Origin of the sequence: Streptomyces globisporus (genome assembly GCF_003501885.1) — a bacterium.
GTDB classification, from domain to species: Bacteria; Actinomycetota; Actinomycetes; order Streptomycetales; family Streptomycetaceae; genus Streptomyces; species Streptomyces globisporus_D.
Map to the genome: position 1 here is coordinate 13,462 of NZ_QWFA01000105.1, position 17,973 is coordinate 31,434.

17 protein-coding genes are annotated in these 17,973 nt (G+C 74.1%); 8 read left to right on the forward strand and 9 right to left on the reverse strand.

The genetic code is table 11. The annotated features are described in order from the left end of the window. The first annotated feature begins 141 nt into the window (after positions 1 to 141). The 5 genes from D3105_RS19970 (at position 142) to D3105_RS19990 (ending at position 5,336) form a co-directional block, all read left to right on the forward strand. Positions 142 to 987 carry an inositol monophosphatase family protein gene (locus D3105_RS19970; protein ID WP_118904476.1) on the forward strand — a complete coding sequence of 282 codons (846 nt, stop codon included), beginning with the start codon at positions 142 to 144 and terminating at the stop codon, positions 985 to 987. Between the two features lie 155 nt (positions 988 to 1,142). Beyond that, complete coding sequence (locus tag D3105_RS19975; protein WP_118904477.1) at positions 1,143 to 2,561, forward strand: phytoene desaturase family protein; 1,419 nt, start codon at positions 1,143 to 1,145, stop codon at positions 2,559 to 2,561. Positions 2,562 to 2,659: 98 nt separating this feature from the next. Continuing rightward, positions 2,660 to 3,196, forward strand: coding sequence for an O-acetyl-ADP-ribose deacetylase (locus D3105_RS19980; RefSeq protein WP_118904478.1), 537 nt, complete (start codon positions 2,660 to 2,662; stop codon positions 3,194 to 3,196). A gap of 127 nt (positions 3,197 to 3,323) precedes the next feature. Further along, positions 3,324 to 4,796 (forward strand): AlkA N-terminal domain-containing protein, encoded by a 1,473-nt coding sequence (locus tag D3105_RS19985; protein ID WP_118904479.1) that lies wholly within the window; start codon positions 3,324 to 3,326, stop codon positions 4,794 to 4,796. A 12-nt stretch (positions 4,797 to 4,808) separates the two neighbouring features. Further along, positions 4,809 to 5,336: a methylated-DNA--[protein]-cysteine S-methyltransferase gene (locus D3105_RS19990; RefSeq protein WP_118904480.1), complete on the forward strand. Its 528-nt coding sequence runs from the start codon at positions 4,809 to 4,811 to the stop codon at positions 5,334 to 5,336. Between the two features lie 105 nt (positions 5,337 to 5,441). Here D3105_RS19990 and D3105_RS19995 read toward each other — a convergent pair whose 3' ends face one another. Beyond that, positions 5,442 to 6,026, reverse strand: a complete 585-nt coding sequence (locus D3105_RS19995) for a TMEM165/GDT1 family protein (protein ID WP_118904481.1) — start codon at positions 6,024 to 6,026, stop codon at positions 5,442 to 5,444. Positions 6,027 to 6,406: 380 nt separating this feature from the next. Here D3105_RS19995 and D3105_RS20000 point away from each other — a divergent pair, with 380 nt between their 5' ends. Then, on the forward strand, positions 6,407 to 6,811 hold the full coding sequence (locus D3105_RS20000) for a (2Fe-2S) ferredoxin domain-containing protein (protein ID WP_118904482.1): 405 nt from the start codon (positions 6,407 to 6,409) through the stop codon (positions 6,809 to 6,811). Between the two features lie 30 nt (positions 6,812 to 6,841). Here the strand turns inward: D3105_RS20000 and D3105_RS20005 are convergent, their stop codons facing one another. From D3105_RS20005 to D3105_RS20035, 7 genes are all read right to left on the reverse strand, one after another. Continuing rightward, complete coding sequence (locus tag D3105_RS20005) at positions 6,842 to 8,743, reverse strand: helix-turn-helix domain-containing protein (RefSeq protein ID WP_118904483.1); 1,902 nt, start codon at positions 8,741 to 8,743, stop codon at positions 6,842 to 6,844. Positions 8,744 to 8,829: 86 nt separating this feature from the next. Next, on the reverse strand, positions 8,830 to 10,218 hold the full coding sequence (locus tag D3105_RS20010) for an MFS transporter (RefSeq protein ID WP_118904484.1): 1,389 nt from the start codon (positions 10,216 to 10,218) through the stop codon (positions 8,830 to 8,832). Between the two features lie 100 nt (positions 10,219 to 10,318). After that, positions 10,319 to 11,116 carry a 3-hydroxybutyrate dehydrogenase gene (locus D3105_RS20015; protein WP_118904485.1) on the reverse strand — a complete coding sequence of 266 codons (798 nt, stop codon included), beginning with the start codon at positions 11,114 to 11,116 and terminating at the stop codon, positions 10,319 to 10,321. 82 nt (positions 11,117 to 11,198) lie between these two features. Next, positions 11,199 to 12,683, reverse strand: coding sequence for a 3-hydroxybutyrate oligomer hydrolase family protein (locus tag D3105_RS20020; protein ID WP_240646965.1), 1,485 nt, complete (start codon positions 12,681 to 12,683; stop codon positions 11,199 to 11,201). A gap of 51 nt (positions 12,684 to 12,734) precedes the next feature. After that, positions 12,735 to 14,045, reverse strand: coding sequence for an extracellular catalytic domain type 1 short-chain-length polyhydroxyalkanoate depolymerase (locus D3105_RS20025; RefSeq protein ID WP_118904486.1), 1,311 nt, complete (start codon positions 14,043 to 14,045; stop codon positions 12,735 to 12,737). Positions 14,046 to 14,283: 238 nt separating this feature from the next. Beyond that, complete coding sequence (locus D3105_RS20030; protein ID WP_118904487.1) at positions 14,284 to 14,946, reverse strand: CoA transferase subunit B; 663 nt, start codon at positions 14,944 to 14,946, stop codon at positions 14,284 to 14,286. Between the two features lies 1 nt (position 14,947). Beyond that, the gene (locus D3105_RS20035) at positions 14,948 to 15,739 is read right to left on the reverse strand and encodes a CoA transferase subunit A (RefSeq protein ID WP_118904488.1); all 792 of its coding nucleotides are present in this window, start codon (positions 15,737 to 15,739) and stop codon (positions 14,948 to 14,950) included. Positions 15,740 to 15,923: 184 nt separating this feature from the next. Between D3105_RS20035 and D3105_RS20040 the strand changes: the two genes are divergently transcribed. Beyond that, positions 15,924 to 16,124: a type II toxin-antitoxin system VapB family antitoxin gene (locus D3105_RS20040; RefSeq protein WP_006128694.1), complete on the forward strand. Its 201-nt coding sequence runs from the start codon at positions 15,924 to 15,926 to the stop codon at positions 16,122 to 16,124. Between the two features lie 36 nt (positions 16,125 to 16,160). Here D3105_RS20040 and D3105_RS20045 read toward each other — a convergent pair whose 3' ends face one another. Beyond that, the gene (locus D3105_RS20045) at positions 16,161 to 16,658 is read right to left on the reverse strand and encodes an NUDIX domain-containing protein (protein ID WP_118904493.1); all 498 of its coding nucleotides are present in this window, start codon (positions 16,656 to 16,658) and stop codon (positions 16,161 to 16,163) included. 139 nt (positions 16,659 to 16,797) lie between these two features. On the opposite strand from D3105_RS20045, the gene D3105_RS20050 reads away from it, so the two are divergent. Further along, positions 16,798 to 17,916, forward strand: coding sequence for a glycerate kinase (locus D3105_RS20050; RefSeq protein WP_118904489.1), 1,119 nt, complete (start codon positions 16,798 to 16,800; stop codon positions 17,914 to 17,916). The last annotated feature ends 57 nt before the right edge of the window (positions 17,917 to 17,973 follow it).

Genomic DNA, 17,973 nt, shown 5'->3' on the forward strand with positions numbered 1-17,973 from the left:
CAGCAGCGAGGGTTCCCGCAACGACGCCTTTCAGCCCGTCGAGCGTGGTGAACGCCGCTGCGACGGTTCCGTCCTCAAACGCCGGACGGGCTGGGTGGGCGGCGACGGTGGCTGGGTGGGCGGCCATGATTGGGTGGAGCCATGATCGATGACTTCCTGTACGGGACCGCCGGGGACACCGGACCGCTGGCCGAGGTCGAGGCCGCCGTGCGCGCCGCCGCCGCGGCCGAGATCGTGCCCCGCCACCGGAAGCTCGCCGCTCACGAGATCATCGAGAAGAGCGGCCCGCACGACCTGGTCACCGCCGCCGACCGGCTGGCCGAGGAACACCTGACCGCCGCCCTCACCAAGCTGCTGCCCGGCTCGGTCGTCGTCGGCGAGGAGTCCGTCCACGCCGACCCGGCGGTCTACGACGCCCTCGGCGGCGACGCCCCCGTCTGGATCGTCGACCCGGTCGACGGCACCCGCCAGTTCGTCCGCGGCGAGGCCGCCTTCTGCACTCTGGTCGCCCTCGCCCAGCACGGCGAGGTCCACGCCTCCTGGACGTACGCACCGGTCCTGGGTGAGATGGCCGTCGCCGTACGCGGCCGGGGCGCCACGCTCAACGGCACCCCGCTGCGCGCCGGAGCCCCCGCTCCCGGCGCCGTACTGAGCGTGGCCATGTCGCACCCCGACTACACCACCGACGCCCAGAAGCGGGCCCTGCTCGGCCTGCGCACCGAAGGTATCGCGGCCCGGCCCTGCGGCTCGGCGGGCCTGGAGTACCTCGCGGTGGCGCGCGGGGATCTCGACGCCACCGCGTTCAACTGGGAGTACGCCTGGGACCACGCGGCCGGACTGCTCCTGGTCACCGAGGCGGGCGGCGCGCAGGCGACCCTGGCGGGCGTCCCGTTCCGGATCGCGGGCGGCAACGACCTGCCGTTCACGGCGGCCCGCGACGAGGCCACCGCCGAACGGATCCTGACGGCGTTGCGGGCGGGCGGCTGACGGAGACGGTCGCCCCGGGGCTGCCGAACGAGCCCCGGGCCGTCGCCGAGCACTCGGGCCGCCCGGCACGCGGATCCGTGGGGGTCCGGGTCCGCGCTGTCGGTGGGGCCGCATACCCTGGGAGTCCGACTGCCGGCCGACGAAGGAGTCCCAAGGTGCCGTCGATGCTCGATGCGGTCGTGGTGGGCGCCGGGCCCAACGGACTGACCGCCGCGGCCGAACTGGCCCGCCGGGGCTTCTCCGTGGAGGTCCACGAGGCGCACGACACCATCGGCGGAGGCGCCCGCACCGAGGAGCTGACCCTCCCGGGATTCCGGCACGACCCGTGTTCCGCCGTGCACCCCCTCGGGATCGGCTCGCCCGCGTTCCGGGCGATGTCCCTGGCCCGGCACGGCCTGGAATGGCTGCACCCCGAGGTCGACCTCGCCCACCCCTTCCCCGACGGCACGGCCGCCGTCCTCACCCGTTCCGTCGGTGAGAGCGCCATGACGCTGGGGGCCGCCGACGCCGGCGCCTACCGCCGCCTCATGGCCCCCTTCCTCGGCCGCTGGGACACCCTCGCCGCCGACTTCCTGCGCACACCCTGGGACGGCCTGCCCCGCGACCCGTACCGGCTGGCACGCTTCGGTCTGCTCGGCCTCCAGCCCGCCACCTGGGTCTCCCGGCGCTTCCAGGGCGAGAGGGCCCGCGGCCTCTTCGCCGGACTCGCCGCCCACGCCATAGCTCCCACCAGCGGCTTCGCCACCTCGGCCATCGCCCTCGTCTTCGCGCTCGCCGCCCACGAGAACGGCTGGCCGGTGCCGCGAGGCGGCTCCCAGGCCATCTCCGACGCCCTCGCCTCCCTGCTCCGGGAACACGGCGGCACGATCCGCACCGGCAGCGAGGTCAAGCGGCTGGACGAACTGCCGCCCGCCCGCGCCTACATCTTCGACACCTCGCCTTCCGCCCTCGCCCGCATCGCCGGACTGGGCAGCGCCTACCACCGCTACCGCTACGGCGCTTCCGCCTTCAAGATCGACTACGCGCTGTCCGGCCCCGTCCCCTGGACCGCGCCCGAGGCCCGCCGTGCGGGCACCGTCCACATCGGCCCCACCGCCACCGCCATCGACGCCGCGTTGCAGGCCGCCGTCGACGGCCGCGACCCCAGCACCCCCTTCCTCATCACCGCTCAGCCCACCCTGACCGACCCCTCGCGTGCCCCCGAAGGGCGCCATGTCTTCTGGGTGTACGGCCATGTCCCGGCGGGCTGGGAGGGCGACGCCACCGACGCCATCGAACGCCAACTGGAGCGCTTCGCCCCCGGGTTCCGCGACCTGGTCCTCGCCCGCGCGGTCGCCGGACCGCCCGAACTCGCAACGCGCAACGCCAATTACATCGGCGGCGATATCGCCTGCGGAGCCTTCGCCGGCCTCCAGACCCTGATCCGCCCCAAGCTCGCCCGCGTCCCGTACGCAACCGCCCACCCCGCGGTGTTCCTCTGCTCCTCGGCCACCCCACCCGGACCCGGGGTGCACGGCATGTCCGGACACCACGCGGCCAAGGCCGTATGGCGGCGTTTGCGGGCGGCCTCCTGAGGCGGCCGCCCGGCCTCAGGTGGTGCCCGCCGCGGGTCCGCCCGGCGGGTCGCCCCGACCGTGCGGCGAAGGCCCCCGGCGCGCGGCATGATGTCCGCATGAGCACCTCTGTCTCTCCCGCCGTACGTCTGGTCCGCGGTGACATCACCGACCAGTCCGTCGACGTCATCGTCAACGCGGCGAACTCCTCGCTGCTCGGCGGCGGCGGAGTCGACGGCGCCATCCACCGGCGCGGCGGCCCCGACATCCTCGCCGCCTGCCGTGAACTGCGCGCCTCGCAGTACGGAAAGGGGCTGCCCACCGGGCAGGCCGTCGCCACGACCGCCGGACGCCTCGACGCGCAGTGGATCGTGCACACGGTCGGCCCGGTCTTCTCCGGCGCCCAGGACCGCTCCGCCCTGCTCGCCTCCTGCTACCGCGAATCCCTGCGCCTGGCCGCCGAGTTGGGGGCCAAGTCCATCGCGTTCCCGGCGATCTCCACCGGTATCTACGGCTGGCCGATGGACGACGGGGCCCGGATCGCGGTGCGCACGGTCCTGGCGGAGACCGTGGAGCGGGTCGAGGAGGTGCGCTTCGTGCTCTTCGACGCGCACGCGTACGTGGAGTTCGAGGAAGTCCTCGCGATGCGGGGCTGAGACCGCGCTCGCCGCGAGGGCGGCCCCAACGGCCTCGGCGGTCGTCGTACGGCTGTCGGATTTCCGGGTGACCTCCGTGTCGGATTTCCGCCAGCCAAGCCCCTGACCGGTGAACCATCCTGGAACCATGCACACCGACACCGAGCGCTGCGTGCGGGCCGTCCGGTCGAAGGACGCCCGCTTCGACGGCTGGTTCTTCACCGCGGTCCTCACCACCCGGATCTACTGCCGCCCCAGCTGCCCCGTCGTGCCTCCCAAGACCCGCAACATGACCTTCTACCCGAGCGCCGCCGCCTGCCAGCAGGCCGGATTCCGGGCCTGCAAGCGGTGCCGCCCCGACACCAGCCCCGGGTCCCCGGAGTGGAACGCCCGCGCCGACTCGGTCGCCCGCGCCATGCGCCTCATCCGGGACGGGGTCGTCGACCGCGAGGGAGTGCCCGGGCTCGCCGCCCGGCTCGGCTACTCCGCCCGCCAGATCGAACGCCAGCTGCTGGCCGAGCTGGGCGCCGGACCGCTGGCCCTGGCCCGCGCCCAGCGGGCGCAGACCGCCCGCCTCCTCATCGAGACCACCGACCTGCCCATGGCCCAGGTGGCGTTCGCCGCCGGCTTCTCCTCGATCCGCACCTTCAACGAGACGGTCCGCGAGGTCTTCGCCCTGGCCCCCGGCGACCTGCGCACCCGCGCCGCCCGGGGCCCGCGGACCACCGCCGTACCGGGCGTCATCGCGCTGCGCCTGCCGTACCGGGCCCCGCTCAACCCCAGCAACCTCTTCGGCCACCTCGCCGCGACCGCGGTCCCCGGCGTCGAGGAGTGGCGCGACGGCGCGTACCGGCGCACGCTGACCCTCCCGTACGGGCACGGCGTCGTCGCCCTGACCCCGAAACCCGACCACATCGCCTGCCGGCTCTCCCTCACCGACCCCCGCGACCTCACCCGGGCCATCAGCCGCTGCCGCTGGCTCCTCGACCTGGACGCGGACCCGGTCGCCGTCGACGCCCAGCTGCGCACCGACCCGCTGCTGGCCCCGCTGGTCGACGCGGGCCCCGGCCGCCGGGTGCCGCGCACCGTGGACGGCGCGGAGTTCGCCGTGCGCGCGGTGCTCGGCCAGCAGGTCTCCACCGCCGCCGCCCGCACCCACGCGGCCCGGCTGGTCACCGCCCACGGCGTTCCGGTCGACGACCCCGAGGGCGGGCTCACCCACCTCTTCCCGACCCCTCGGGCGCTGGCCGACCTCGACCCGGAGACCCTCGCACTGCCGCGGACCCGCCGCACCACCCTCACCACGCTCGTCGCCGCCCTCGCGGAGGACCGGCTGCGGCTCGACACCGACACCGACTGGGAGCAGGCCCGCGCCGAACTGGCCGCGCTGCCCGGCTTCGGCCCCTGGACCGTCGAGTCCATCGCCATGCGGTCCCTCGGCGACCCCGACGCCTTCCTCCCCACCGACCTCGGTATCCGCCGCGCCGCCGAACGGCTCGGCCTGCGGGCCACCCCCGCCGCCCTCACCGCACGGGCGGCCGACTGGCGCCCCTGGCGGGCGTACGCCGTGCAGTACCTCTGGACGGTGGACGACCACCCCATCAACCATCTGCCCGCCTGAAGGAGCACCGCAATGACCGCCACACCCGCCACCACCGCCGCCAAGCAGCACACGGTCGTCGACAGCCCCTACGGCCCGCTGACGCTCGTCGCCACCGACGGCGTCCTGTCGGCCCTCTACATGACCGACCAGCGGCACCGCCCGCCCGAGGAGACCTTCGGCGTACCGGACCCGGAGCCCTTCGACGAGGTGATCCGCCAGCTCGGCGAGTACTTCGCCGGCGACCGCTCCGCCTTCGACCTCCCGATGAACCTGGCGGGCACCCCGTTCCAGCGGAGCGTCTGGGCGGAGCTGCTGAAGATCCCGTACGGCGAGACCCGGACGTACGGCGAACTGGCCGAGGAGCTCGGCAAGCCGGGCGCCTCGCGCGCCGTCGGCCTGGCCAACGGCAAGAACCCGGTCGGGATCATCGTCCCGTGCCACCGTGTGATCGGAGCCTCCGGGGGCCTCACCGGATACGGCGGCGGCCTGGACCGCAAGCAGCGGCTGCTCGCCTTCGAGAGCGGCGGCACGGGGGAGGCGGCGCAGGCCCTGTTCTGAGCGCGGGCGGCGGTGTACAGAATTCCGCGGGCGGGGGCGCACCGAAGTCCGTGGGCGGGGGCGCACCGAAATCGGAACGTCCCCGCCCCGCCGCGCACGGCGGCCTCAGCCGGTGAAGATCTCCACGGCCGTCCAGACGGCGAGGCCCAGCATGCAGAGGCCGCCGATGCGCTGCACGGTCTTCAGCGGTACGCGCTTCGCGATGAACTTCCCCGCCAGCAGCGCCAGGGCCGACACCGACATCAGGGCGGCAGCCGAACCGATCGCCGTGGACCAGGTGCCGTTGCCGGCCGCGAGGTTGGCGGTGGTGATCTGCGTCAGATCGCCCCACTCGCTGATGAAGACCGCCATGAACGCGGTCGAGTAGACCGGCCAGAAGCCGGTCACCGTCTTCACCTCGGTCTCGTCATCGTCGTCCCCGCCGCTCCCGCGCAGCAGGAGGAACGCGCCGAGGGCGAAGAGCGAGGCCGAGACGAGCTTGACGATCCAGTCGGGCAGCAGCCCGATGAGGCTGCCCGCACCGACGGCGATCGCGACGTGCACGATGAACGCGGACGACGTGCCGAACCACACGTAGAGCGGGCGCATCCGCGTGCCCATGGCCAGCGAGGCGAACATCGTCTTGTCGGGGAGCTCCGCGAGGAAGATCAGCCCGAAGGCGGTGAGGATCGCCAGGAGGTCGAGATGCATTCCGGGTGGCTTTCTGTGCGAGCCGGGCCCCGGATCTTCGCGAAGCGCCGCACGGGCTTCCGGAGGACCACTCGGCCCGGCATGACGGCAGCGCCCACAGGGCGTGGGCGTGTCATACAGGACCGAAGGTCTCGCCCGCCCGGAAGTCCCTCTCAGGATCCACGAGCCCGGCCACCGGGAGCCCGAGGGCTCCAGTGTGTCGACGACCGGTTTGCGGGGCTACTCCCCTTCGCAGCCGTCAACGATACCCCACCCGGCCCGGCGAGGGTGCTGGTGTTCGAACCGCGGACGCCTCGGTAGAGTCGTGGTGATCACCCGGACCGGCGGTGGTCCTCAGCTGAGATCACCCCTCACCCCTCTCCGCGACGGGAAGTGCCCCGATGAGCCGCCGCTCCCGCAAGGACGTGCCCGCCCAGGCCGCCGGCCGCCCCACCGTCAGCGTCTGCCGGGGCTGCTGCTGCGGCACCGAGAAGATCCCGGGCGTCGACCACGCGGCCCAGCTGGCCCGGCTGCGCTCCGGTCTGGAGGGCGCCGCCACCGTACGGGCGGTCGAGTGCCTCGATGCCTGCGAGCAGGGCAACGTGATCGTCGTGCAGCCCTCCGCCGAGGGCCGCAGGGCCGGGGGCCGGCCGGTCTGGCTGGGCCTGGTCAACGACGAGCACGCCGAGCGGGACATCGTGACCTGGGCGGCGGCGGGCGGCCCGGGGCTCGCGGACGCCCCGGACATCCTCGACCTGTACGTCTTCAAGCCCTCGCGACGGGTCTCGGCGGGCCTGGACGGCTGAGAGCCCTCCCGGCCGGAGGGATACGGCCGCTCACAGGCCCTGCGTCAGCCGGTGGAGCCGCAGGGCCAGCTGGATCTCCAGCGTGCGGGCGGGCGCGTTCCAGTCCGGGCCCAGGAGCCGGCCGATGCGCTCCAGCCGCTGCACCACCGTGTTCACATGCACATGGAGCAGTGACTTGGTCCGGGTCAGGCTCGCGCCCTCGGCGAAATAGGCGTCCAGCGTGGTGACGAGGTCGGTGCCGCGCCGGCTGTCGTAGTCGAGCACGGGCCCCAGCGTCCGCTGGACATAGCCGCCCAGGTCCGCCTGGTCGCCCAGCAGTACGCCGATGAATCCCAGGTCCGCGACGGCCCCGCCGCTCCCGGTGCGGCCGAGGGCGCGCAGCGCGGAGAGGCAGCGGTCGGCCTCGCGGTGCGCTTCGGGCAGCTCGGCCGGACCCGTGGCCGGGCCCGCCGCGCCCACGGTGACGGGGAAGCCGACCGCCTGGCCCAGCTCGGCGGCGAGCGCCTGCGCGGACGGACCCGGTGCGTCCGAGGGCGCGACCAGGACGACGTGGTCGTGGTGGAGCCCGGCCAGACCGTTGAGGGCCTGCGCGCTGCGGGCGGACGCGGCAAGGAGCCGGTGGCGGGGGGCCACCTCGCTGTGGGCGACGAACACGCTGTGGCGCCGGTTCAGGTTGACGCCCAGCCGGCGGGCGCGCGCCGCGAGGGTGCCCGGGTCGCCGGTGCGCGCGAGCAGATCGCCCAGCAGCTCTCCCCGTACCCGGTCCTCCGTCTCGGCGACCGAGCGGCGCAGCAGCATGAGCAGCGCGGTGACGACACTGGCCCGCTCGAACAGCAGCCGGTCGGCGTCCGCGAGCCCGGCCCGGCCGGTCAGGGCGATGGAGCCGAGGAGCTCGGGTCCGGCGAGGACGGCGCAGACCCAGATGCCGTCCAGCGGCACCGCCCGGCCCCGGGCCCGGGAGGCCGAGACCGCCGGGATCGGCTGCGGCAGCGGTTCGGCGCGGGCCCGGGCCAGCTCAGCGCCGTCCGCGTCGTGGATGAGGATCCCGCCGTCCAGGATGTCCGCGAGCGCCGCCGCCACGTCGTCGGCCCCGCCGCCCTGGAGCACGAGGTCGGTGAGCTGGTCGTGCGCCTCCTCGGCGCGGCGCATGGCCTCGCTGTGCGTCCGGATGGTCTCCGACGCGGCGTTCAGGTCGACCAGTGCGGCCCGGGTCTCCTCCAGCAGCCGGGCCCCGTCGATGGCGATCGCGGCGTGGTCGGCCAGGGAGGACAGCAGGGCCACCTCGGTGGCGGTGAACTCGCGGGGCGACCGGTCGGCGGCGTACAGCACGCCGATGATGCGGGCGCCGAGGCGCAGCGGGACGCCGAGGATCGCCCGCAGGCCCTCGTCGAGGACCGCGCTGTCGATGGTGGTGGTGTGGTGGAACCGGGTGTCGGCCTGGTAGTCCCCGGTCGCGTACGGGCGGGCCGTCTGGGCCACCAGTCCGCCCAGGCCCTCGCCCATGCCGAGCCGCACCCGCTGGAACGCCTCGGCCACCGAGCCGTCGGTGACCCGCATGTACGTGTCGCCCGCGGCGTCGTCGTTGAGCGAGAGATAGGTGACGTCGGTGCCGAGCAGCAGCTTCGCCCGGTGGACGATGGCCCGCAGCACGGCGTCCAGGTCCCGCAGGGCCGCCAGGTCGCTGGCCGTGTCGAACAGGGCGGTGAGCTGCGCCTCGCGCACCCGGTGCTGGCCGAGCGTGCGCCGGATGCGCAGCGCCACGGCGGCGGCCTCGGTGATCTCCGCCAGCTCGGCGGCGGAGGCCCCCGCCTGCCGGGCGTCGGCGGCCGGCCGGTCGAACTCCTCGGCCGCCGCACCCTGCGCCAGCAGGTCGAGAAGGTGCCGCAGGGCGGGCGCGGAGTGCTGGGCGGGGCGTGTCACGCCGGTGAGCATACGGTGATCGCCTCCCGGGAGGGGCCTAACGGGAACAGCCCTCCCACGCACCGTACGAGCGGTTCGGCGCGCGGGAGGGCGGGGGATCAGCGGCCGAGGGGGACCGAGTCCTTCACGGTCGCGGTCGGCGTGGCCGGGCCGGAACGGTCCGGGCCGTCCTTGGTCAGGTCGCGGCCGCGGGTTTCCCTGGCCACCCAGACCGTCACCGCGGTGACCAGGGAGGCGAAGCAGAGGTAGAGGGAGATCGGGACGGACGACTCGTAGTCCTTGAGGAGTTCGACCGCGATCAGCGGAGCGAGCGCGCCGCCGATGATCGAGGCCAGCTGCGAGCCCATCGAGGCGCCGGAGTAGCGGACCTTCGTGTCGAACATCTCCGAGATGAACGCCGCCTGCGGACCGTACATCGCGCCGTGCAGCAGCAGGCCGAGGGTGACCGCGAGGACGATGACGGGGAACGACTTGGTGTCCAGCAGCGCGAAGAACCCGAACGCCCAGGCCGCCATGCCCACCGCGCCGATCAAGGTGACCGGGCGGCGGCCCAGCCGGTCCGAGAGCGCGCCCCACAGCGGGATGGTGACGAAGTGCACCGCGGAGCCGATCAGGACGGCGTTCAGGGCGTCGCTCTTGGACATCTCCAGGTGCACGGTCACGTAGACGAGCAGGAAGGCGGTGAGGATGTAGTACGAGATGTTCTCGCCGAAGCGCGTGCCGATCGCGAGGAGCACCTCGCGCCAGCTCTTGCGGAACACCTCGACGACCGGGGGCTGTTCCTTCTCCCCCTGCGCGGCCGCCTCGGCCGACTTGCGCTGCGCCTCCAGGAAGACCGGGGACTCCTCGACGGAGATACGGATCCACAGACCGATCATGACGAGGACGCCTGACAGCAGGAACGGGATGCGCCAGCCCCAGGCGAGGAACGCCTCGTCGGACTGGACGGCCGCGAGCAGCGCCAGGACGCCGGTGGCCAGCAGATTGCCGCCGGGCGCACCGGACTGCGGCCAGGAGGCCCAGAATCCGCGCCGTTCGTCGCCGCCGTGCTCGGAGACGAGGAGCACCGCGCCGCCCCACTCGCCGCCCAGCGCGAAGCCCTGCACCAGGCGCAGGACGGTCAGCAGGATCGGCGCCCACACCCCGATGCTCGCGTGGGTGGGCAGCAGACCCATGGCGAAGGTGGCGCCGCCCATCATGAGCAGGCTGAGCACGAGCAGCTTCTTGCGGCCGATCTTGTCGCCGTAGTGGCCGAAGACGACGCCGCCGAGGGGACGGGCGGCGAAGCCGACCGCGTACGTCAGGAAGGCGAGCAGCGTGCCGACCAGCGGATCGCTGCTGGGGAAGAAGAGCGAGTTGAAGACGAGCGCGGCAGCCGAGCCGTAGAGGAAGAAGTCGTACCACTCGATGGTGGTGCCGACGAGGCTGGCCGCGACGATGCGGCCGATGCGGCTGTTGCCGGGCGGAGCGGAGCTGGGGGAACCCATGGTGAGTCACCGCGATTCGTTGGCGGACGGTCAGGGACGGGGGTGCGGGTGGTGCGGGTCGTGCGCCCGGCTGCGGTGGGGGCCGAAGCCGGGGTGGGGTTCAGTGGGCGCCCCAGCCCCCGTCCACGGGGAGCGAGGCGCCGGTGATGTATCCGGTGTGGGGGCCGCAGAGCCAGAGGCATACCGCGGCGACCTCGTCGGGCTCGATCAGCCGCTTGATCGCGGAGCGCTCCAGGAGGATGTCGGTGACGACCTCCTCCGGGGGGATCCCGTGCGCGGCCGCCTGGCCCGCGATCTGCCCCTCCACCAGCGGGGTGCGGACATAGCCGGGGTTGACGCAGTTGCTGGTCACCCCGTGCGGGGCGCCCTCCAGGGCGGCCACCTTGCTCAGCCCCTCCAGGCCGTGCTTGGCGGCGACGTAGGCGGACTTGAAGGCGCTGGCCCGCAGCCCGTGCATGCTGGAGACGTTGACGATCCGGCCCCACCCCCCGGCGTACATGTGCGGAAGGCACTGCCGCATCAGCAGGAACGGGGCGGTCACCATCACCTGCTGGATCAGCGCGAAGCGGGCCGGCGGGAACTCCTCGATGGGGGACACGTGCTGCAGCCCGGCGTTGTTGACCAGGACGTCCACCCCGGTCGGCAGCGTCCCGACCGCCTCCGCGTCGGCCAGGTCCACGACGTGGGCCACCCCGCCGATCGCGGCGGCGACGGACTTGGCGCTCTCCGCCTCCCGGTCGACCACGTGCACCAGGGCCCCGGCGGCGGCGAGCACCTCGGCGATGGCCCGCCCGATGCCGCTGCCGCCGCCGGTGACGAGGGCGGTACGCCCCCTGAGGTCCACGGCCCCGGCGCCCGGCGCCGGGGAGGCGGAGGCTGCGTGAAATTGGCTCGTCATGGCCGGAAACGCTAGAGACACCCGGCCGGACATCCCATGGCGTGAATCTCCACAGTGAGCCCGGGGGAAGTGGCGGACTCCGCTACCCGTTCGGCATTCCGGTCAGCGGGCAGCGGGTGAGCCGCTCGGCGGGAGTGGCATCCGCGGGCAGCTCCAGCGTGCGGCTCGACGGGGGGCGCCGGCCGTCGTCCAGCCAGCGTTCCAGCGCCTCGGCCGCCGAACGGTGGCACGGCACGAGCGGACGCAGCCGGTCGGGGAAGGCGTCGACGAGCGAGTCCACATGGGTGCCGCCCTCGACGCGGTAGTAGCGGTGGATCGCCCCGCGCCCCTGCTGCCGCACCATGCGCGCGTACGTGTCCGAGGTCCGGGAGATCGGGAGCAGCACGTCCAGGGTGCCGTGGAAGCTGATCAGCGGTTTCCCGATACGGCCGGTCAGAGCGATCTTCGCGACCGCGTCGCGGACCTCGTCCGGCCGCTCCGCGTACGCGTAGTCGGCGTCGCAGGCGGGGGCCCCCGGTGCGCAGAAGGGCGTGCCGGCCTCGGTAGCGCCGTCGAAACCGGGGTCGAGTTCCTCCCGGTAGATCCGCTGCGTCAGGTCCCAGTAGTGCTGGTGGTGGTACGGCCACAGGAACTCCGAACCGGCCGGGTATCCGGCGGCCGTCATGGTCCGGTGCGCGTCCTCGGCGTCGGCGCCCCCGGCCGCGTAACGCGGGTAGGCGCGCAGGGCGGGCGGCAGGAAGGTGAGCAGGTTCGGCCCGTCCGCCCGCCAGAGCGCGCCCTCCCAGTCCACTCCGCCGTCGTACAGCTCGGGACGGTTCTCCAGCTGCCAGCGCACCAGATAGCCGCCGTTGGACATGCCCATCGCCAGCGTGCGGGAAGGGGGCCGCAGATAGCGCTGGGCGACGACCAGCCGGGCCGCGCGGGTGAGCTGGGTGAAGCGGGTGTTCCACTCGGCGATGGCGTCACCGGGCGCCCGGCCGTCCCGGTGGAACGCGGCCGAGGTGTTGCCCTTGTCGGTGGCGGCGAACGCGTAACCCCGGGCGAGCGCCCAGTCCCCGAAAGCCCGGTCGTTGGCGTACTGCTCGCGTACCCCCGGCGAACCTGCCACCACCAGGCCGCCGTTCCAGCGGTCGGGGAGCCGGATCACGAACTGGGAGTCGTGGTTCCAGCCGTGGTTGGTGTTGCCGGTCGACGTGTCGGGGAAGTGGCCGTCGAGCTGGATGCCCGGTACGCCCCTGGGGGTGGCCAGGCCCTCCGGGGTGAGCCCCGCCCAGTCCGCCGGGTCGGTGTGCCCGGAGGCCACCGTCCCCGCCGTCGTCAACTCCGTGAGGCAGTCGGTCTGTTGGCGGTCGGCCCCGGGCACCCGGAGGACGTCCTGGCGGGCGCAGTGCCCGTGCCCGCCGGAGTCCCGGTCCGGTGGGGCCGCGGCGGACGGGGCCGCCGTCCAGGCCGTCAGCACGGCCGCCGCGACGACCGCTCCGCGCAGCCACCGGCCCCGGGGTGGCCGGCGGGCGTCGTCGTGTCGTGGTCCGGCGCGCCGGGGTGCCGGGGGTGGTGGGGTCAGCATGAGATATGCCTCCGTCGGGTGGGCGGTGTGCGGGTGGCCGACAGGCCGATATCAGGGGCAGGAGCCGTCGGCGATGACGTAGTGGCCCGCCGGGGACTCCTTGAGGGTGTGGGTCACGAAGGTGTTGTAGAGCCCGAGATGCTGGCCGGAGCCCTTGGCGTGCACCTGGCCGCCGGTGGTGGTGGCCCGGCCGGCGCGTACGTGCTCGTAGTTGTTCGCCGTCCAGCAGGCGGCGGGCTCGGTGGGCGGGTCCACGGGCGGCTCGGGGGTGGTGGTGCCGTCGAGGCCGAAGAACCGGGTGATCCAGTAGGAGGAGCAGATCGAGTCGATGAAGTGCTGGGTGCCGGTCGCGCCGCACTGCTCGGCGCCGCTGCCCGCGTCGACCGGGGTGCCGTGCCCGATGCCGGGCACCCGGTCGACCTCCACGACGCTCCGGCCGTCCGCCGCCAGATACTCGCTCCTGCGGGTGCTGTTGGGGCCGATCGTGGAGGTACGGTCCGGGGTCTGGCCGAGCCCGTGCACCGCGGTCCACTGGTCCCGCAGCTCGTCGGCGTTCCTCGGGGCGACGGTCCCGTCGTTGTCCCCGTGCCAGATCGCCACCCGGGGCCAGGGGCCCGCGAAACCGGGGTGCGCGTCCCGGACCGCCTGCGCCCACGCCGCCGGGGTGCGGTCCGCGCCGGGGCTCATGCAGCCGAACGCCGAGACGACGTCGACCCCGCAGCCGTACGGGATCCCGGCGACGACCGCGCCCGCGGCGAACACGTCCGGGTAGGCGGCCAGCATGACGGAGGTCATCGCCCCGCCCGCCGAGAGGCCGGTGACCTGGACCCGGCCGGTGTCCACGCCGTAGGCGGTCGCGGCGTGCGCGACCATCTGCCGGATCGACGCGGCCTCGCCCTGGCCGCGCCGGGTGTCGCCCGGCTGGAACCAGTTGAAGCACTTGTTGGCGTTGTTGGCGGTGGTGGTCTCGGCGTACACGACCAGGAAGCCGTGGCGGTCGGCGAAGGTGTTGAGACCGGCGTTGTCGGAGTAGACCTGCGCGCTCTGGGTGCAGCCGTGCAGGGCGACGACCACGGGCGCGTTCGCGGGCAGGGCCGCGGGCCGGTACACGTACATGTTCAGGCCGCCGGGGTTGGCCCCGAACGAGGCGACCCGCTCCAGGGCGGCGGCCGCCCGCGCCTCGGCGACCGCGTGAGCGGCCGGCGCCGCCCCGGCGACCCCCGGTCCTGCCAGGGCCGCCGCGGTGGCCAGGGCGACGACGGCGGCGAACCGGCGGACGGTACGGCTCCACCGCCCGCCGCGCCGGGATCCGGGCGGAGGCGCGCCGGGCGGAGCCGGGTGCGAGGGAACGACGTGCGACATGGTGACCTCCCGTGGGACGGTGCACGGGATCGCCCGTGATCCCGTGACCCCGGCCGGGCCCGCCGTGTGGTGGCGGGTGCGGCCGGGGTGCGGTCACCGTAGGAAGCGGGCGGGAGGCCGGGTAATGGCGATGCCCTCCACATCCGGCCCGGGAGCCGGGGGCCACGACCTGTTGCCGGGAGCACGCCCGGCTGCTACGGGGGAGACGCCGAGGGCTTCCGGTCAACGCGCCCACCGATCATGCCACTTGACGTGCCGATGTCAGGTCGGGCGCCACGGTCAGCTCCGCCCCGGTCGCGGCCCGCACCTGATCGACCGTCACCCCGGCCGCCACCTCCCGCAGCAGGAAGCCGTCGGGGGTGACGTCCAGCACCGCGAGATCGGTGATGATCCGGTGCACGACGCCCCGGCCGGTCAGCGGCAGGGAACACTCCGCGAGGAGCTTGGGGGAGCCGTCACGTGCTGTGTGCTCCGTCAACACGATGACGTGCCGGGCACCGTGGACGAGATCCATGGCACCGCCCATCCCCTTGACCATCTTGCCGGGGATCACCCAGTTCGCCAGATCGCCGGAGGCGGACACCTGCATCGCCCCCAGGACCGCCACGTCGATGTGCCCGCCCCGGATCATCGCGAAGGAGAGCGCGGAGTCGACACAGGAGGCCCCGGGCAGCAGGGTCACCGTCTCCTTGCCCGCGTTGATCAGGTCGGCCCTGACCTCGGAGGCCACGGGGTAGGGGCCGACGCCGAGGATGCCGTTCTCCGACTGGAACACCGCCTCGACGCCGTCCGGCAGATGGTCGGGGATGAGCGTCGGCAGTCCGATACCGAGGTTGACGTAGGAGCCGTCGGGCAGCTCCCGAGCGGCCCGGGCCGCCATCTGCGTACGCGTCAGCGGCATCTCAGACGGTCCCTTCACGAACAGCGGAGGCGGTGCGGACGGTCAGGCGCTCGACGCGCTTCTCGGCGCGCGGATCGTCCGTCCCGATGGGGACGACCCGCTGGACGAAGATCCCGGGCAGATGGACGTCGTCCGGGGCGAGTTCGCCCGGCTCGACGAGTTCCTCGACCTCCGCCACGGTGATGCGCCCGGCCATCGCGGCGAGCGGGTTGAAGTTGCGGGCGGAGGAGTCGAAGCGGAGGTTCCCGTGCCGGTCGCCCACGGCGGCGCGCACCAGCGCGAAGTCGGTGGTGATGCCCTCCTCCAGCAGATGCTCCCGCCCGCCGAAGACCCGGGTCTCCCTGGGCGGCGACGCGACCGCGACGGAGCCGTCCGCGCCGTGCCGCCAGGCCAGACCGCCCTCGGCGATCACGGTGCCCGCCCCGGCCGGTGTGTAGAACGCCGGGATGCCCGAACCGCCCGCCCGCAGCCGTTCCGCCAGGGTGCCCTGGGGGACGAGCTCCACCTCCAACTCCCCTTGGAGGTACTGGCGCGCGAACTCCTTGTTCTCCCCGACGTACGAGCTGGTCATCCGCGCGATCAGCCCCGCCCGCAGCAGGAGCCCCAGGCCCCAGTCGTCCACCCCGCAGTTGTTGGACACCACCCTGAGCTCACCGGCTCCCCGGTCCAGCAGAGCGTGGATCAGCACGCCGGGTATGCCGCACAGGCCGAAGCCGCCCACGGCCAGCGACGCCCCGCGCCGCACGTCCGCGACCGCGTCCGCCGCGTCGGCGACCACCTTGTCCCTGCCCATCCGTCCACCTCTCGCCGCATCGACTGCGCACGAGACTAGGAATCCGGGAGGCCGCCCGGCGATGGTGGACGGCCACACATCAGGGCCCGCGGGGATGGTGGCGACGACGACCCGGCACCTGCCCTCCGCAGGGCTCTTCGGGGAACCCGGCTCCTGGACGGAACGCGCGGGGTAGGGTCCGCGCATGGCCAAGGTGACCGTCAGTCTGGATGCCGAACTCGTCGTCGAAGCGATGGTCCTCGCGGGGGTGGGGAACCCGCAGGACGCCGTCGAACTCGTGGTGCGCGACTACATCGCGCGCGGCCACCGCACCGAGGCCCTCGTCGCCGAGCGGGAGGGCACGGCGCGCGAGGTGGAGATCAAACCCGAGGCGCAGCAGGGCTGACCGCCCCGCCCGCCCACCGGTGAGCTGCCGACGCCCTTACACGACCGGCTCGCCGTCCTCCAGCTCCACAGGACCGCCGCCCGACGTCAGGGCCTCCAGCGCTGCCCGGACCCGGCCGGCGAGCGGGCCCAGCAGGTAAACGTCCAGGTCGGCGGGGGCCACCAGCCGCCAGGACAGCAGCTCCTCCTCCTGGAGCCGGATCGCCGCCAGCTGCTCAGGCGTGAGCACCCCGCCGTCGTACACGTATGCCACGATCGGCGGCCGGCCCGCGCCCCGCACCCAGTCCACGGCGAGCAGCCGCCCCGGGGCCACGTCGAGTCCGATCTCCTCCGCCGTCTCGCGGCGGGCGCCCTGCCGGGGGCCTTCGCCCGTCCCCGACTCGACGGTCCCGCCGGGCAGCGCCCAGCTCTTGCGGTAGTTCGGCTCGACCAGCAGGATCCGCCCGTCCGCGTCGCGGAAGAGCGAGGCGGCACCGGCGAGGACCCGGGGGAGCCCGGCGATGTACGCGGCGTAGTCGGCATCGGGAGTCGTCACGGCCGACAGCGTAGTGGCCCGGGTCCGGACCGCACGGCCGCGGACGGCCATGGGCAGATCGGGGGTCGTGCGGATAGGGTCGGGGCGGCGCGACTGCCTGTTCGAAAGCAAGGGATGCAAGGTGACGGACGGAGCAGATGTGGAGACCGCCCGCGTGCTCGTGGCGGCTGACAAGTTCAAGGGCTCGCTCACGGCCGTACAGGTCGCGGAGCGGGTGACGGCCGGGCTGCGGCGCGTCGTCCCCGGCCTGGCGGTGGAGACCCTGCCGGTCGCGGACGGCGGCGACGGTACGGTCGCGGCGGCGGTGGCCGCCGGATTCGAGCGCCGCGAGGCGCGGGTGACCGGCCCCCTCGGCGACCCGGTGACGGCGGCGTACGCGCTGCGCGGGGACACCGCCGTGGTGGAGATGGCCGAGGCCTCGGGCCTCCAGCACCTGCCCGACGGGGTGTTCGCCCCGCTCACGGCCACCACGTACGGCTCGGGCGAGCTGCTGAAGGCCGCCCTGGAGGCGGGGGCGACGACGATCGTCTTCGGGGTCGGCGGCAGCGCCACCACCGACGGCGGCGCGGGCATGCTCGCGGCCCTCGGCGCCCGCTTCCTGGACGCGGACGGCAAGCCCGTCGCCCCCGGCGGCGGACCGCTCGCGACACTGGCCGAGGCGGACCTCTCGGGGCTCGACCCGCGCCTGGCGGACGTCGACCTGATCCTGGCCAGCGATGTGGACAACCCGCTGACCGGGCCCAAGGGGGCGCCCGAGGTGTACGGCCGGCAGAAGGGCGCGAGCGAGGAGGACATCGCGGTCCTCGACGCGGCCCTCACGCACTACGCCTCGGTCCTCGGCCCCGACACGGCGGCGCTGCCCGGCGCGGGCGCGGCCGGAGGCATCGGCTACGGGGCGCTCGTCGCCCTCGGCGCCCGCTTCCGCCCCGGAATCGAGGTCATGCTCGACGTCCTCGGCTTCGCCCCCGCGCTCGCCCGCGCCACGCTGGTGATCACGGGCGAGGGCTCGCTCGACGAGCAGACCCTCCACGGCAAGGCCCCGGCCGGGGTCGCCGCCGCCGCCCGCGCGGCCGGAATCGAGGTCGTCGCGGTCTGCGGCCGCCTCGCCCTGCCCGCGGAGGCCCTGGAGAAGGCGGGCATCCGCCGCGCCTACGCCCTGGCCGAGCTCGAACCGGACCCGGCGGTGTCCATGGCCCAGGCGGGACCGCTGCTGGAGCGGGCGGCGGAGTCGATCGCCCGGGACTTCCTGGCGGGCTGACGACCGTGCGACCGGGGGGTGGGGGCGGGGCCGCCCGTGGCGGCCTCCCCTCACGGC

Coding starts and splice junctions, on each gene's coding strand:
- D3105_RS19970 (WP_118904476.1), top strand. CDS start 142: ATGATCGATGACTTCCTGTACGGGACCGCCGGGGACACCGGACCGCTG.
- D3105_RS19980 (WP_118904478.1), top strand. CDS start 2,660: ATGAGCACCTCTGTCTCTCCCGCCGTACGTCTGGTCCGCGGTGACATC.
- D3105_RS19985 (WP_118904479.1), top strand. CDS start 3,324: ATGCACACCGACACCGAGCGCTGCGTGCGGGCCGTCCGGTCGAAGGAC.
- D3105_RS19990 (WP_118904480.1), top strand. CDS start 4,809: ATGACCGCCACACCCGCCACCACCGCCGCCAAGCAGCACACGGTCGTC.
- D3105_RS19995 (WP_118904481.1), bottom strand. CDS start 6,026: ATGCATCTCGACCTCCTGGCGATCCTCACCGCCTTCGGGCTGATCTTC.
- D3105_RS20000 (WP_118904482.1), top strand. CDS start 6,407: ATGAGCCGCCGCTCCCGCAAGGACGTGCCCGCCCAGGCCGCCGGCCGC.
- D3105_RS20005 (WP_118904483.1), bottom strand. CDS start 8,743: ATGCTCACCGGCGTGACACGCCCCGCCCAGCACTCCGCGCCCGCCCTG.
- D3105_RS20010 (WP_118904484.1), bottom strand. CDS start 10,218: ATGGGTTCCCCCAGCTCCGCTCCGCCCGGCAACAGCCGCATCGGCCGC.
- D3105_RS20015 (WP_118904485.1), bottom strand. CDS start 11,116: ATGACGAGCCAATTTCACGCAGCCTCCGCCTCCCCGGCGCCGGGCGCC.
- D3105_RS20020 (WP_240646965.1), bottom strand. CDS start 12,683: ATGCTGACCCCACCACCCCCGGCACCCCGGCGCGCCGGACCACGACAC.
- D3105_RS20025 (WP_118904486.1), bottom strand. CDS start 14,045: ATGTCGCACGTCGTTCCCTCGCACCCGGCTCCGCCCGGCGCGCCTCCG.
- D3105_RS20030 (WP_118904487.1), bottom strand. CDS start 14,946: ATGCCGCTGACGCGTACGCAGATGGCGGCCCGGGCCGCTCGGGAGCTG.
- D3105_RS20035 (WP_118904488.1), bottom strand. CDS start 15,739: ATGGGCAGGGACAAGGTGGTCGCCGACGCGGCGGACGCGGTCGCGGAC.
- D3105_RS20040 (WP_006128694.1), top strand. CDS start 15,924: ATGGCCAAGGTGACCGTCAGTCTGGATGCCGAACTCGTCGTCGAAGCG.